Below are 14779 nucleotides of genomic sequence, written 5' to 3' on the forward strand. Positions count from 1 at the left end.
ACACCACGAGAGGGGTCCACTTTCACACGACGCCAGGGGGTCCGTTTTCACCCGTCGTTGACAACTGGGTTGGTAGGCGGAACGATCGTTCCGGTGGTCGTGCACGATTGTTCCGGTGGTCGTGCACGTTCGTTCCGGTACCTCTGCACGTTCGTTCCGGTGGTCAGCCCCTAGTACCGGAACGAGCGTTCCGGTGGTCGGCTCTGGGGGTACCGGAATGCTCGTTCCGGTGGTCTGCTCTGGAATGGTCAGCCGGTAGTGGTCCGCGCTGCCGGTGCCGACGCTCTCGCGTGTGCGCTCGATCCATCCAGCATCCCTGCCGACACCCAGCCACTTCCTCACGGTGCGCTCGGTGGCACCGAGCCCCTCAGCCACCCTCGACTGAGAGACTCGGATGCTCGTCCCGTCCGCATCGGCGTAGGTGGCGAAGGCGAGCAGCACCGCACAGACAGGCAGCGGCAGACGCGAGCCACGGAGCAGGGCTGTCTCCCACTCCACCTTGAACGGTCTGGGCCTAGCCACTGGCCCTCACCTCCTCGCCGTTGTTGAGCTCGTCGCCCTGGTCTAGCCAGGCGTCTAGCTGGCTCTCCAGCTCGGCGAGCGTCTGGGCATCGGGCAGGCCCGCGCTCTGCCGCCAGCTCTCGAAAGCGGCCTCGACGTCAGCGGGCGTCACTGGCCCTTGCCCTTCGCTAGCGCATCAGCTCGCCGTCGAGATCGCTCACCCTCCAGCCAGTCGCGGTGGCAGGGTCGGCACCTGTCCATCAAGACCACTCCCGGCTGACTCCTCCGCCGCTTGAAGTCCCAGCCGGCCTTCCACTTGCCGCAGTCTCGGCACAGCTTGATCCGCTTCCCCTTGATCCAGACTTCACTCACTGTCGGTTCTCCCTTCGTCGTTGCTCGTGCATCTGTTCGCGCTCTCCTCGCTCCGCCCACAGCCAAGGCCGCTGGTGCCCCGGCTGGCAGTCGAAGCCCCCGAGCAGCACCCACTCGTAGACCGCGAGCCGTCGAAGCTCGGGCAGGGTGAGGCTGGCTCCGGTCTGTGCCAGGGCGAGGAGTGACTGAGTGCTCATGTGGGCTTCCCTTTCGTCGTGCTGGTGCGTGTGCTGTGTGCCCTCATGCGGGCGTGAAGAAGCCCCCACCGGCAGGAGCGCCGACAGGGGCTAGGTGGCCCCGTCCGAGGGCCTCGTGGTCGATGCCAGACAGCCAGGGCCAGCGAGCTCGGCGGACTAACTCACTGGCCCCGGCGTCTGGGTCTAGTGGGCCGTCAGACCCCGGCAGGTTCAGCCTTCGATGCGGCTGGAGAACGTGAAGCGGGCAACGACCTGGCGAGCCAGTCGAGCCTCAGCGCCGATGCTCACCACGGTTGCGCTCTCGACGCGGCCCAGCCCAGCGGCAGCTCGTCCAGCCTGGCGCTCGACAGCCTCGCGAGCCTGGCTGGTGAGAGCCTCGCCGCTCCACTCACCTCGCCGGGGGCCGACAGCCGCGATAGTGAAGGTCACCTCAACTTCGGCGGTGCGCTTGCCGCTGGCCTCCTGCACGTTCACGAGCCGCTGGCTATCGACGTATCCGCGGATGCTGGCGAGCGTCGCACTCGCGTCGCCGTTGTGGCCCATGCGGACGCCAGCCTCAGCTCGCGAGATGAAGCGGTCCTGGGCAGCCTCGGCGGCAACCGTCTGGGCGAAGCGGCTGACGCGCCAGCTCGGCACCGATCCCACGACCGGCTCGGCGAGGAAGCCCGAGCGCACGTCGATACGCAGGCGGTCGCTCACCACGGCGCCGCTCTCGACGTACTCGCCGATGCTGTCCACGCGGGCGAAGGTCTGGGCCTGCGCGAGCTTGGCCTCGATCCCGTCCGTTCGAGCCTCGCGGTGCAGCTTGGTCCGGTAGAAGGCCACCTCCACGGCACCGGCCACGGTGCCATCGTGCACGTCGGCCTTGCTTGCCTTCGGCTGGTGAACGTAGGCCACCGGCAGGCTGTCGCTGTCCGGCAGCTCGGAGGGCAGCTTCTCGCAGACGTGCACCGGCACGCCCAGCGCCTCGCTCAGCGTCGGAGCGAGCATCTCGGCGAGGTCGGGGGTGAAGCTCTGGCGACGCTCGGCGGTCTGCACCTGGCGCCTGGCTGCCTTCGCGAGTAGAGCAGTCCGCTCCACCTCACGGTCAGCTCGGCTCAGCTCCTCGGCAGTCACGCTCTCGTCGCCAGCGGACAGACGATCACGCAGGTTCTCCGCCTCACGCTCGGCTCGCTCCTGCTCCTCGACACGCTGGGCGTGCAGGGCCTTGGCGTCAGCCAGGGCCGACTCCTCGGTGGTGGTCGAAGCCTTGCGGGTACGGCTTGCGGTGGTGCTCATTGGTGGTAGTGCTCCTTTGCTGTGATGGATGCCCCAGCTCTCTGCCGGGGCCTGTGTGCCCTGCTGCGGGCATGAGAAAGCCCCGCTCCGGTAGGTCCAGAGCAGGGCTTGGGTAGGTAGTGCTGTCAGAGGTGTGTGGGGCGTGGTCTGAGGCCCTCAATGGCCTTGCTGGGGTGTCTGTACCTGTGAAGGCCAGATGACCCCCGAACCCCAGTCCCACACCCCTCTCAGGGGGTGTCCCGGTCGATGCGCCAGACGATCGCCAGCCCATCGGATGCGCTCGCGTAGAGAGGCCGTCCATCGGCACCAGTCAGCTCGAAAGGATCAGAGCAGACCGACCGACCCTCACTGATCCGCTGGTGCCGGTCGAAGGCTTGCCCGCTGGCGAAGGTGCGGTGGCAGCCTGAGCAGTGGCCTGTCCGGTTGCCCACCTGTCGCCACCACTGGCCGCAGGCCCCGTGTGTCGTGGGCTTGCCTCTCGCCGGAGCCTCTAGTTCGAGGCGCTCCAGTGTTGCTGCTCTCACTGGCGAGCCCGTCGCCCGTTGCTGGCGATGTCCTTGAGCACGTCCGCCTCTCGGTAGAGCACCGAGTGCCCGAGCTTGAGCCCCTCGACTGGCTCTCGTCCCTCAGCCCGCCAGTTGCGAGCGGTGCCGACAGTGACGCCGTGCAGGTGCGCCAGCTCGCGCACCGTCATGTAGTTGGTTCCCTCGATCATGATCATCGACTGCTCCTGTTCTGCCCTCAACCGGGCATGACAAAGGGCCAGTCCGTGCGGACTGGCCCTCGGCTGGGTTAAGCAGCAGAGTCGTCAAGCGTGAGCTGACTACATCTGCTCACCTATAGATAGGCTTCACTGATGGCCTGACCTCAACAAACGTCCCTTAGCGTCCTTGTCTGCGTCGTCCCATGCGGAGAGCACTCGACCGACCGCTGCCAGCCTCATGGGCAGGCCGGTTTCCTCGGCCAGCCGATCCTGTTCCCGGACGCTGAGGTTCCTGGACTCGATGAGACGCGCAATCTGCCGCTGCTCCTCGGCCAGCCGATCTGGGTCGACCTGCCAAGAACCCCTCTTGACCATGACGGCGTGCCAAGGATTGACGCAGCTCTGTGCCTCGCACGTTCCCTTGATCACCTTCTCTACCGACGGGCTGTTGCGGAAGATGGTCCAGAGCACTCGTCGCACCTGTCGCTTCTTCCTTTGGATTTGGACCACGGCCCTGCCGTCGGCCTCGTGGGCGCCGAGCCAGAACCAATGAGAGTCGCGGTTGCGCTGTGGATCGGCGAGCTCGCCGACGATGACGTGCCCGCCGCGTGTGTTGTTGGAACGTTGGGTCGGACGCTCATCAAGCGCGATTTGGACTCTCCGCATGATGCGTTCCACCCGATCGGGTTGCGCCGCCTCTCCGCCCGTAGGCCGCCGGACTGACTTTTCAACGTCGGCTCGCATCACAGGATCGGCAGGCTGTCGACTCCGGAAAGGTCGGTTCACCGTTCGCTCCCAGTCGCTCGGAGGGTGATGTCAAGCTGAGTGGCACTTGGCTTGCGTCGTCCCCTTCCTCTTGGAAGTAGCCGAACCGACTCGATCACCGACTCGACGACCGCGCGCAACCGATCTGTCGGCATGGCGTCAAGCTCCTGCCAGACGTACTCGGTATCTCGCAGCCCGGCCAGCACGTCGGTACGTCCGAGTAGACCCATCTCGCGCTCGACCTCCTCCAGCCGCTCGCGCAGCCGAGCGGTGCCAGCCTGCATCTGCGAGCGAGACAGCAGCCCGTCCGCGTAGTCAGTGGCGAGAGCCTCCAGCCGCTCGTGCAGGCCGTGCTCCTCAGCTCGCAGGGCCGCAGGGTCGCCAGCCTCAGACGCTGGCGCCAGCCACCGCAGCCAGAAGCTCGGCTCCTCCAGAGCCTCCACCACTCGCCGCAGCACGAGCGACTCCACGAAGTCCGCCTGGTGCGAGACGCAGCCGGAGCGGCGGCAGGTGTAGACGAGATACGCGCCATCGTCTCCCTTGCGCCCACCGCGCCAGCCAGCCTTCACCCCGGCACCGCAACGGCCACAGGTGGCGAAGCCCGTCAGTAGGTTCACGTCGGCAGCGAAGCCTCCAGCCTTGCGGCGAGAAGGGCTGGTGAGGACGTGCACCACGGCTCGGTACGTCTGCTCTGGCACGAGCGGCTCCCACGAGCCAGGGCCTACCTCCTCACCCCGGTACGCGCTGATCCCAGCGTTACGGGGGTTGAGCAAGATGTGCCGCACCGTAGGTGTGTCCCACTCGCCGGAGTAGGTGGAGCCGTCAGCTCGGGACTGTCCAGCCTTCGTGGTGGTGAAGCCCGATGCGTTGAAGTCCGCTGTCACCGATGCGAGCGAGCGACCGTCGAGCACATCGGCGTACGCCTTTCTCACCACGGCAGCCTCAGGCTCCCTGGGAGAGCCGTCGCGCTCGTAGCCGAAAGGCCTCGTAGACCACTGGGGACGGCCTGCCTTGGCTCGCTGTTGAGCGGCGAGCCGCTGGCGCTCAGCCTTGCGCTCTACCTCCTGGCGAGCGACTGCGGCGAGGATGCGAGCGACCATGCGGCCTGAGTCCGTGGTCAGGTCGATGTCGCCCGTGGCGGTGGCGATGCCCACGCCCTTGTCCACGGCAAGCAGGATCAGCTCCTCTAGGTCCGTCATCGTGCGAGTGATGCGGTCTAGGTGCCAGGTGAGCACCACGTCTACCTCGCCAGCCTCCACGAGCCCGAGCACCTGGCTCCAGCCTGGCCGCTGGCTGGCCTTCACAGTGGACGCGCTTACGGTGTCCTGACGGACGCCCACCACTTCCCAGCCGCGAGCTAGCGCGAGAGCTCGGCAGGCTTCCTCCTGGCGCTCCAGCCCTGCACCTTCGCCGGTGCGGTCCTGGCTCATGCGGAGGTAGAGCACAGCTCGCTTGCTGGAGCTGGCAGAGCTGGCGCTGGGCTTCGTGGTCCTGGGCATGGCGAGCAAGATACTCCCACACTGAAAGCGCGGGCACCCCAACTACTGGGCCCAGCTCGCCACCCGCAGCTGCGTGCGTCAGGCCTACGCCGGTGGCGCCGTCCGGGGCGGCACGTGCGTGCGCACGGGACAGGGGCTGACGTCACGCGGCGAGCCGGTGATGTCGCTGCGCTGACCCCTGCTGACCCCTGTCGACCCCTGCTGACCCTGGGCGGGGGCCTCAGGCCGCGGTCTGCTCGCGCACCTGACGCTTGATGCGCGACAGCATCGCGACCATGCCGCGCATGCGCAGCGGGCTGACCGCCTCGGCCAGGCCGAAGCGGTACGGCGCGTCATCGGGCACGGCCAGCACCTCGGCCGCCGTCAGGCCGTCGAGACCCTCGTGCAGGATGCCGGCGAACCCGCGGGTGGTCGGCGCCTCACGCGGGGCGTCGAAGAAGACGTGCACGACGTCGTCTGCGTCGACCTCCACGGCGAGGAAGAGCGGGGACTGGCACTCGTGCACCTGCTCCATCTCATCGAGCCGTCCGGCGTACCGCTCAGGCAGCCCGGGCAGCTCGTCGTTCAGCTCGAGCAGCAGCTGCAGCCGCTCGGCCGACGACGCCTCGGAGAAGTCGCGCACGAGCTCGGCGAACGACTCGGGCAGGGGGGCGAGCTCGTCCACCACGCTCAGGCCCCTTGCGTGCCGGCGTCGCGCTCGGGTCCGACCTCGATGGGAACGCGCACGGCGTTGCCCCACTCGGTCCACGAGCCGTCGTAGTTGCGAACGTGGTCGAAGCCCAGCAGGTGCGTGAGGACGAACCACGTGTGCGACGAGCGCTCACCGATGCGGCAGTAGGCGATGACGTCGTCGGACGGCGACAGCCCCTTCTCGGTCAGGTAGATCGACTCCAGCTCCGCCCGCGGGCGGAACGTCGCGTCGTCGGCGGCCGCGCGCGCCCACGGAACGTTGTGGGCACCCGGCACGTGGCCGCCGCGCACCGCACCCTCCTGCGGGTAGTCGGGCATGTGCAGCAGCTCACCGGTGAACTCACCGGGGGAGCGGACGTCGACCAGGGGCTGCCCCAGGTGCGCCAGCACGTCGTCCTTGTAGGCACGAATCGGGGCGTCGTCGCGCTCGACGACGGGGTAGTCGACTGTCGGTCGCTCTGGCACCTCGCGGGTCAGCTCGCGGCCCTCCTCGACCCACTTGGCGCGTCCGCCGTCGAGCAGGCGCACGTCCTCGTGGCCGAAGAGGGTGAACACCCACAGCGCGTACGCCGCCCACCAGTTGCTCTTGTCGCCGTAGATCACGACGGTGGTGTCGCGGGAGATGCCTCGGCTACTCATCAGGCGAGCGAAGCCGGCGCCGTCGACGTAGTCACGGGTGACAGGGTCGTTGAGGTCGGTGTGCCAGTCGACCTTGACCGCGCCGGGGATGTGACCGCTGTCGTACAGCAGGACGTCCTCGTCGGACTCCACCACGACCAGGCCGGGGTCGGCGAGGTGCTCCGCGAGCCAGGCGGTGGTCACCAGCCGCTCGGGGTGGGCGTACTCGGCGAGCTTCGGGTCGGTGTCGAGCGGGGCGGTCACGACTGGGGCCTCCGGAGGTGGGGTAGCGGTGGTCGTCCTGGGCGACAACACCGGTCGCCGTCTCGATGATCCCAGTCCGCACGCGAAGTCTCACATCGTGGGCCGCGGTCATCGGGGTAGCAGCGCCTGCAGCGTCGCCACGGTGTCGGCCTGCTGCGCCGTCTTGTCGGGGCGGTAGCGCACCACGCGCGCGAACCGCAGCGCGATGCCGGCCGGGTAGCGCGACGAGGTCTGCACGCCGTCGATCGCCACCTCGACGACCAGCTCCGGGCGCACGGGCACCACCCAGTCGTCGGTCGGCCCGTCGGCCAAGGCCAGCAGGGCGTCGGTCTGCCACGCGAGCAGCGCGTCCGTGAGGCCCTTGAAGGTCTTGCCCAGCATGACGTGGCCGCCCGGAGGGCCGTGGTCGCCGTCGGGGTCGAGCGCGCCGAGGTGCAGGTTCGACAGCTTGCCGGTGCGCCGGCCGTGGCCCCACTCCGCGGCCAGCACCACGAGGTCGAACGTGTGCACCGGCTTGACCTTCACCCACCCGGCGCCGCGCCGCCCCATCTCGTACGGCGCGTCGAGCGCCTTCACCACCACGCCCTCGTGGCCGCGCGCGATCGCGTCGTCAGCGAACTCCTGGGCGGTGCGCGTGCTCGCTGACGCGCCGTCGCCGTCGTCGACCACCAAGTGCGGAACCACGAGGTGCGGGGGAGCGAAGCGCTCGAGGGCCTGGCGTCGCAGGCGAAGGGGCTGCACCGTGAGGTCGTCACCGTCGAGGTGCAGGACGTCGAAGAGGTACGTCGTGAGCGGCCACTGGCGTACGGCCTGCTCGGCCCGCGTGGCGTCCTGCACCGCTACGCGCGCCGACGTCTGCTGGAAGGGCCGGGGCCGTCCGTCGGGGCGCAGGGCGATGGCCTCGCCGTCGAGCACCACCGACCGCACGGGCAGCTGCAGTGCGGCCTGGACGACCTCCGGCACGCGCGAGGTGATGTCGTCGAGGCTGCGGGTGAAGACGCGGACGTCGTCACCGTCGCGGTGCACCTGCACGCGGCTGCCGTCGAGCTTCCACTCCACAGCGGCGGGACTGACCTGGTGCACGGCGGTGGCGACGTCTGGAGCGGACCGCGCGAGCATGGGGCCCAGCGGGGTTCCCACTCGCAGCGTGAACCGGGACAGCGCCTCGGCGTCGCCCACGAGCGCAGCCACGGCCACCTCGGACGCCGAACCCGCCACGGTGACCGCGCGTCGCACGAGCGGTGCCGGCACCTGGGCGGCCTCGGCCAGTGCGTCCAGCAGCAGGCCCTCCTGCGCCCCCTGACGCAGCTCGCCGGTGACGAGCCCCGCGAGCAGCTGCCACTCCTGCACCGTGGCGTGGGCCAGCAGCTGGTGCAGCAGCGTGCGCCGTGAGGTGGTCGACCCCGCGCCGGTGAGCGCCTCAGCCGTGGTGAAGGCGGCGTCCACCTGCTCCACGGTGAGCGCCGCCTCGCTGCCCGGCGAAGGCCGCGGCGCCTCACGCAGCGCCGCCGGACCCAGCCCGGTGCGTCGTTGTGGCAGAACTCCGGTGAGGTAGCTGAACACCACTGCGACCAGGTGCGCGTCACCCGTGGCCGCCGCATCACGCAGGCACGCGGCGAGCCGCGCGACCTTGGCACGGCGCCCGCCGGTCGAGCGGACGTCGGCGCTGGCGGTGGCGACCTCTTGGAGCAGCACGCCCCTCATGCTGTCCGCCGCCACCGACAGCCGCCACCGACAGCCCCCACTGCGCCCTCGCTTCTCCTCGACCCCGGCCCGTCGCCGTGCGGTGGCCGGAACGGCGAGGCAGGATCAGTGGCTACGACACCCGGAGCGGCTGCCGCGGCTCTGGACGCCGACCGAGGAGGAACAGTGCCCGACGCACGTCAGGACGACCCCCAGGGTCTGGCCGCCCACGCCGGCAAGGTCGTCGAGCAGCTGCTCGACGTCGGCCTGGACGGTCGTGGCCCGTTCGACTCGGCACAGAAGGTGGCCGACTCGGCGCGTAGCGACCACGGCGACACCGAGCGTTCGGTGGACGCCGTCGTGCGCTCGCACCTGCGGCTCGCGGCGGCCGGTGGGTTCGTCACCGGCCTCGGTGGTTTCGTCACCCTGCCGGTCGCGCTGCCCGCCAACATCCTGGGCTTCTACGCGGTGGCGACGCGCATGGTGGGGTCGGTCGCGAGCCTGCGCGGCTACGACCTGCGCCAGACCGGCGTGCGCGAGGCCGTCATGCTCACCTTGGTGGGCGCGGACGCCGCTGACCTGCTCGCGAAGGCGGGCGTCCGCACGAGCGGGCGACTGGCCAGCCTCGCGGCTCAGCGGCTGCCCGGGCCGGCGATCATGGTGATCAACAAGGGGATCGGTTTCCGTCTGGTCAGCCAGGTGGGCAAGTCGGCCCTCTCGCGCTTCGGCAAGGGCGTGCCCGTGGTCGGTGGCGTCGTCGGCGCCGGCGTCGACCTCTACCTCATGCGGCGGATCGCGGAGAGCGGCCGCCGCGAGTTCCCGCAGGCGGTCACGGCCCGCTGAGCGGGAACCTGGCGCGACGCTGGAACGTCCAAGCGCACGGTGACCCCGCCGTGGTGGCGGGGAGTGAGGAGCGAAGTCATGGCCCGGTGGCGCAAGACCACGGCGTTCGTCGCGCTGGCCCGCGCCCTGCGGGGCGCCGGACGCGATGGCGCGCCCGGGGTCGGTGAGCGCCTCGCCGCGCTGCCCCGGCTCGTCGTGGCGACCCTGACCGGCCGCTACCGCGGTACGACCCGCGGTCAGCTCGGGTTGCTGGCGCTCGGCGTGCTCTACGCGGTGTCGCCGGTCGACCTGGTGCCCGAGGCGATCATCCCCCTGATCGGGCTCGCGGACGACGCGTTCGTCGTCACGTGGGTGGCTGGCCGCGTGCTCGCCGAGACCGAGGCGTTCTTGTGTTGGGAGCGTTCGGAGCCCGCCGGCCGGCGACCGCACGTCGTCCCCGGGCAGGTCGTGCGCTGACCCGGTGAGCGGCGCAAGTCGCTCATCGTGGCCTGTGGACCACCGCTCGTCCTCCACAGGCCGTCGTCCACAGGGGCCGGGCGGTCCACAGTGCCGGCGCCGGCACCGACGCACGGTCGTGGGCACTGGCCACAGTGGTCGCCATGACCACCTCCCCCTCTGCCAGTCAGCCCGTCCTCACCGTGAGCGGCCCGGGTGACCTCGTCTCGCTCGTGCCCTATCTCCTCGGCTTTCATCCCCGGCGCAGCCTCGTCGTCCTGTCGTTGCGTGGTCCTCGACTGCGGTGCGGTCTGGCCGCCCGCTTCGACCTGCCGGACGGCACGACGGCGGCCGAGGAGTTCGCCACCGAGGTGGTGCCGTGCGTGCTGCGCGACGAGCCGAGCCAGGTGGCGCTGCTGGTCTACGACGACACGCCCTGGCAGCCGCGGCTGCGTCCCGGTCAGGTGCTGGTCGACGCGGTCGAGCAGCGGTTCGCCGAGGACGGCGTGCCGGTCAAGGAGGCGGTGTACGTCGGCCGGGAGCGCTTCTGGTCGATGACCTGCCGGTCGGCCAGGTGCTGCCCGGAGGCCGGGACGCCGGTGAGTGATGTGCGATCGACCCAGGCCGCGGCGACGCTCGTGCTGCAGGGCCGCGCGCCGCTCGCCGATCGCGACGACCTGGTCAGCCGGGTCGCGCCACGCGGCCCCCTCACCACGGCAGCGGTGGCGAGCGTCGCCGAGCGCGAGCTGGCCCGGCGCGCTGCGCTCGAGGACGGCGGGGTGGAGGGCGTGCGGGCGTGGGTGAGCGAGGTGACCGGCCTGTTCGATGCCGCGGTGAGCCGCAGCCGCGGTGACGCGAGCCTGCGTCTGGACGCCGACGAAGCGGGTCTGCTGGTCGCCGGGATGCTCGACATCGGGCTGCGCGACGCGCTCTGCGAACGCTGCTCAGCCTGGCTCGAGGGGCTGCCGGAGGGTCGCGGCGGGAGTCACCCTCCCCGCCGACCGGAGCACCACGAGGACGACCCGGTCACGAGGGTGCTGCGCGAGCTCGCCGTGATGTCCGACGGCCAGCTCGCGGTCGCACCGCTGACGTTGCTGGCCGCCCAGTACTGGGGCGCCGGCGAAGGCGCCCTCGCCAACGCCGCCGTGGAGCGGGCGCTCTCGCTCGACCCCGACTACCGCCTGGCGGTGCTCCTGGCGCAGTTGCTGCGAGCAGCGATCCCACCGGCCTGGGTCCAGACGACTCGGCGGTTCGGCGCGGGAGAGCGGCCGAGCGAGGAGGCCTCGGCGTCTCGGATGCTGAGAGACTGATCCCGCGTGCTGGGCGTGCGAGGCACTCGCTGGTACTTTCGACGCAGGTCATGAGTGCCAGCGCGAAGCCCCGGCTCGCTGGCCGGCAACCCTCCAACCGCGGTGGGGTGCCCCGGGTGATGACCTGGCCGACACCAGCAGGTGTGGGCAAGCGCGGGTCCGTCACCGACGGGCCCAGAACCTTGGGAGCCCTCCGTGACCTGTCGAATGCGTCGCTGACCTCGACCGTCGCTCACCCATCCACCGGTCGCGCCGGGGCTGACCGCCCCGCGCCTCCACCCGCGATTCGTCGCGCCGGCTGAGCGACTGCACCCTCGTTCGTCCTCGCACCTGCCCGCAGCCACCGGGCGCCCTCGTGCGCGCCCGATCCCAGGAGACACCATGAGCAACGGTTGGTCCTTCGAGACCCGACAGATCCACGCCGGCCAGGCCGCGGACCCCACCACGGGGGCGCGGGCACTGCCGATCTACCAGACGACGTCCTACGTCTTCAAGAACAGCGAGCACGCCGCGAATCTGTTCGGGCTCAAGGAGTTCGGCAACATCTACACGCGGCTGATGAACCCCACGACCGACGCGGTGGAGCAGCGCATCGCCAGCCTCGAGGGTGGCGTCGGAGCCCTGCTGGTGGCCAGCGGACAGTCCGCCGAGACGCTCGCCCTGCTGAACGTCGCCGAGGCGGGCGACCACGTGGTGGCCAGCCCCAGCCTGTACGGCGGCACGTACAACCTCCTGCACTACACGTTCCCCAAGCTCGGCATCGAGACGACGTTCGTCGAGAACCCCGACGACCTCGACTCCTGGAAGGCTGCGATCCGGCCGAACACCAAGGTGTTCTTCGCCGAGACGGTGTCGAACCCGAGGTCCGACGTCCTCGACATCGAGGGGGTCGCCGCAGTGGCGCACGAGTTCGGTGTGCCACTCGTCGTCGACAACACGATCGCCACGCCCTACCTGATCCGGCCGCTGGAGTGGGGTGCCGACGTCGTCATCCACTCGGCCACCAAGTACCTCGGTGGCCACGGGACGTCGATCGCCGGCGTCATCGTCGACGGCGGCCGCTTCGACTACGCCGCGTACCCCGACCGGTTCCCCAACTACAACCAGCCCGACCCGAGCTACCACGGTCTGGTCTACGCCCGCGACCTCGGCGTGGGCAGCCCGCTGGGTGCGAACCTCGCCTTCATCCTCAAGGCCCGGGTGCAGTTGCTGCGCGACCTAGGTGCGGCGGTCTCGCCGTTCAACGCGTTCCTCATCGCGCAGGGCGTCGAGACGCTCAGCCTGCGGGTCGAACGGCACGTCCAGAACGCGCAGGCCGTGGCCCGCTGGCTCGAAGGACGCGACGAGGTCGAGAGCGTCGCGTACGCGGGCCTGCCGAACAGCCCCTGGTACGAGCGTGGACGCAAGTACGCCCCGCAGGGTGTCGGCGCCGTGCTCGCCTTCGAGATCAAGGGCGGCGCCGCGGCCGGTCAACGGTTCGTCGAGGCGCTCGAGCTGCACAGCCACGTCGCCAACATCGGCGACGTGCGCAGCCTGGTCATCCACCCGGCCTCGACGACGCACAGCCAGCTGTCGCCGGACGAGCAGCGCGCGAGCGGTGTCACGCCGGGTCTGGTGCGCCTGGCCGTGGGCCTGGAGCACATCGACGACATCCTGGCCGACCTCGAGGCGGGCTTTCGCGCAGCCAAGGAGGCCTGAGCAGGTGCCCGGCTGGCGAGCAGGCGACCCCGTGGGTCGACGACGCACCGTCGGCGTCGGCACCATCACGCTCGAGGCACGTGGCGCCCTGCCGGACGTCGAGGTGGCGTACGAGACCTGGGGCACGCTGAACGCGGCGCGCGACAACGCGGTGTTGGTGCTGCACGCGCTCACCGGTGACAGCCACGTGGCTGGCCCGGCCGGCCCCGGCCACCCGACGCCGGGCTGGTGGGACGCGCTCGTCGGTCCGGGCCGCCCCCTCGACACCGACCGCTGGTTCGTGGTGGCGCCGAACGTCCTGGGCGGATGCCAGGGCACCACGGGGCCGTCGTCCGCGGCGCCGGACGGTCGGGCGTGGGGTTCGCGTTTCCCGTTCATCACGGTGCGCGACCAGGTCGAGGCCGAGGTGCGGCTCGCCGACCAGCTGGGCATCGAGAGCTGGGCGAGCGTCATCGGTGGCTCGATGGGTGGCATGCGCGTGCTCGAGTGGGCGGTGACCCACCCGCAGCGACTGCGGTCGGCGGTGGTGCTGGCGTCGGCGGCCGCAGCGAGCGCCGAGCAGATCGCCTGGTGCCAACCGCAGCTGCTCGCCATCCGCAGCGACCCGCACTGGGCAGGAGGCGACTACCACCACGCCGACGGCCCGGGGCCGCAGACTGGGCTCGGCATCGCCCGCCGCATCGCGCACGTGACCTACCGCAGCGAGCAGGAGCTGGCCGACCGTTTCGGCCGCTCTGCGCAGGGGGAGGAGCAGCCGATCGGCGGGTCCGGGCGCTACGCGGTCGAGAGCTATCTCGACCACCACGCCGCCAAGCTCGCGCGCCGGTTCGACGCCGGTTCGTACGTGGTGCTCACCGAGGCGATGAGCTCGCACGACGTGGGACGCGGCCGCGGTGGTGCCACCGCAGCACTGGCGCGCGTCACGTGCGACCTGGTCGTGGCGGCGGTCGACACCGACCGGCTGTACCCGCCACGGCTGTCGCAGGAGATCGTGGCGGCCGCACCGACCGCGCGGCCGCTGCGCACCATCCACTCGCCGTACGGCCACGACGGGTTCCTGATCGAGACCGCCCAGGTGGGCGAGCTCGTGCGCGAGGCGCTGCCAGCCGACGTTCGCTGCCGCTGACGAGCGAACCCGACGGGCGCCGGCCAGGTCAGCGCGGCTCGAGCAGGCTGCGCAGCACGGGCCAGCGCACCGCCAGCGCGGGGTGCAGCGGCAGCTGCTCGACCCGGTCGAGGTCGACCCACTCGACCGCGTCGGACTCCGGGTTCGCGACGCTCGCGCGGGTGCCGGCCGGTGCCTCGACCACCACGTAGGTGTACGACCACGGCCCGTGGTCGTCGACGTGGCGGGCCAGCTCCACGAGTGCGGAGACGTCGAGGCGGGTCTCCTCACGCGCCTCGCGGGTCGCGGCCTCGACGACGGTCTCGTGGCTGTCGCGGGCGCCGCCCGGCAGTCCCCACGTTCCGCCCTCGTGGGTCCAGGGGGCGCGCAGCTGCAGCAGCACCTGCGGCCCGCGGTCGCCCGGCCGTCGCGCGAGCAGTCCCGCCGCCCCGTGGCGTCCCCAGTGCTTGCCGCCACAGGCGCACTGCACCCAGCCGTTGCCGTCACCGGTCGTCGGGCGAGCCAGCGCGGCGTGCGGGTCGACGCGCACGACGTCGAGCACGCCGGGCCAGCCGGCCCTGGTGAAGGCGCGTCGTTGCCGCATCGCCCCGTTGCCGTCCCGCCGCAGCCGCTGCAGGCCCTGGCGCACCAGGTCCGCGTCGCCGGTGCGCTCCAGGCCCGGCTCGGCGTGTCGCACGAGCGCGTCGACGACGTCGTCGGCTGCGACCGTGCGAGCCGCTGTGGGATCGAGTAGCCCACCTTCCAGGCCGTAGCGCGCCGCCTGCCACATCGCCGCGCGCAGGACGTGCTGCGGCGGG

The 14779-nt window shown here is 70.9% G+C and carries 16 protein-coding genes and 1 riboswitch; of the genes, 5 read left to right on the plus strand and 11 right to left on the minus strand.

The features are described from left to right. The 10 genes from ASD06_RS19570 to ASD06_RS05200 form a co-directional block, all read right to left on the minus strand. Positions 1-498 (minus strand): helix-turn-helix domain-containing protein (locus ASD06_RS19570; protein WP_235502222.1); only part of this gene is annotated, 498 nt, incomplete at its 3' end. Positions 499-514: 16 nt separating this feature from the next. After that, on the minus strand, positions 515-673 hold the full coding sequence (locus ASD06_RS18785; protein ID WP_157371536.1) for a hypothetical protein: 159 nt from the start codon (positions 671-673) through the stop codon (positions 515-517). A gap of 196 nt (positions 674-869) precedes the next feature. Next, positions 870-1070 carry a hypothetical protein gene (locus tag ASD06_RS05165; protein ID WP_056674206.1) on the minus strand — a complete coding sequence of 67 codons (201 nt, stop codon included), beginning with the start codon at positions 1068-1070 and terminating at the stop codon, positions 870-872. A gap of 210 nt (positions 1071-1280) precedes the next feature. After that, entirely contained in the window at positions 1281-2348 is a 1068-nt protein-coding gene (locus tag ASD06_RS05170; RefSeq protein WP_056674209.1) for a hypothetical protein, read from the minus strand. A gap of 520 nt (positions 2349-2868) precedes the next feature. After that, complete coding sequence (locus ASD06_RS05175; protein ID WP_056674211.1) at positions 2869-3069, minus strand: helix-turn-helix domain-containing protein; 201 nt, start codon at positions 3067-3069, stop codon at positions 2869-2871. A gap of 129 nt (positions 3070-3198) precedes the next feature. After that, positions 3199-3729: a hypothetical protein gene (locus tag ASD06_RS18790; RefSeq protein ID WP_157371537.1), complete on the minus strand. Its 531-nt coding sequence runs from the start codon at positions 3727-3729 to the stop codon at positions 3199-3201. Positions 3730-3833: 104 nt separating this feature from the next. After that, on the minus strand, positions 3834-5315 hold the full coding sequence (locus tag ASD06_RS05185; RefSeq protein WP_082537731.1) for a recombinase family protein: 1482 nt from the start codon (positions 5313-5315) through the stop codon (positions 3834-3836). A 220-nt stretch (positions 5316-5535) separates the two neighbouring features. Then, complete coding sequence (locus ASD06_RS05190) at positions 5536-5982, minus strand: SufE family protein (RefSeq protein ID WP_235502224.1); 447 nt, start codon at positions 5980-5982, stop codon at positions 5536-5538. A gap of 2 nt (positions 5983-5984) precedes the next feature. Continuing rightward, a complete protein-coding gene (locus ASD06_RS05195) occupies positions 5985-6887 on the minus strand; it encodes a sulfurtransferase (RefSeq protein WP_056674221.1) in 903 nt (300 codons plus the stop codon). A 108-nt stretch (positions 6888-6995) separates the two neighbouring features. Continuing rightward, entirely contained in the window at positions 6996-8591 is a 1596-nt protein-coding gene (locus ASD06_RS05200) for an ATP-dependent DNA ligase (protein ID WP_369853687.1), read from the minus strand. Positions 8592-8756: 165 nt separating this feature from the next. Between ASD06_RS05200 and ASD06_RS05205 the strand changes: the two genes are divergently transcribed. The 5 genes from ASD06_RS05205 to ASD06_RS05225 all read left to right on the plus strand — a co-directional run bounded on the left by ASD06_RS05205 (position 8757) and on the right by ASD06_RS05225 (position 13982). Continuing rightward, a complete protein-coding gene (locus ASD06_RS05205) occupies positions 8757-9413 on the plus strand; it encodes an EcsC family protein (RefSeq protein WP_200941897.1) in 657 nt (218 codons plus the stop codon). A 78-nt stretch (positions 9414-9491) separates the two neighbouring features. Then, complete coding sequence (locus tag ASD06_RS05210) at positions 9492-9869, plus strand: YkvA family protein (RefSeq protein ID WP_056674225.1); 378 nt, start codon at positions 9492-9494, stop codon at positions 9867-9869. Between the two features lie 143 nt (positions 9870-10012). Beyond that, positions 10013-11158 (plus strand): DUF4192 domain-containing protein, encoded by a 1146-nt coding sequence (locus ASD06_RS05215; RefSeq protein ID WP_157371538.1) that lies wholly within the window; start codon positions 10013-10015, stop codon positions 11156-11158. Between the two features lie 46 nt (positions 11159-11204). Then, positions 11205-11318: riboswitch (SAM riboswitch) on the plus strand. Between the two features lie 221 nt (positions 11319-11539). Beyond that, the gene (locus tag ASD06_RS05220; RefSeq protein ID WP_056674231.1) at positions 11540-12856 is read left to right on the plus strand and encodes a bifunctional o-acetylhomoserine/o-acetylserine sulfhydrylase; all 1317 of its coding nucleotides are present in this window, start codon (positions 11540-11542) and stop codon (positions 12854-12856) included. 31 nt (positions 12857-12887) lie between these two features. Beyond that, positions 12888-13982, plus strand: coding sequence for a homoserine O-acetyltransferase (locus tag ASD06_RS05225; RefSeq protein WP_235502225.1), 1095 nt, complete (start codon positions 12888-12890; stop codon positions 13980-13982). A gap of 28 nt (positions 13983-14010) precedes the next feature. Here ASD06_RS05225 and ASD06_RS05230 read toward each other — a convergent pair. After that, positions 14011-14779, minus strand: a 769-nt coding sequence (locus tag ASD06_RS05230; RefSeq protein WP_235502226.1) for an NUDIX domain-containing protein, incomplete at its 5' end; no start/stop codon positions are given.

This window comes from Angustibacter sp. Root456, assembly GCF_001426435.1.
Taxonomy (GTDB): Bacteria; Actinomycetota; Actinomycetes; order Actinomycetales; family Angustibacteraceae; genus Angustibacter.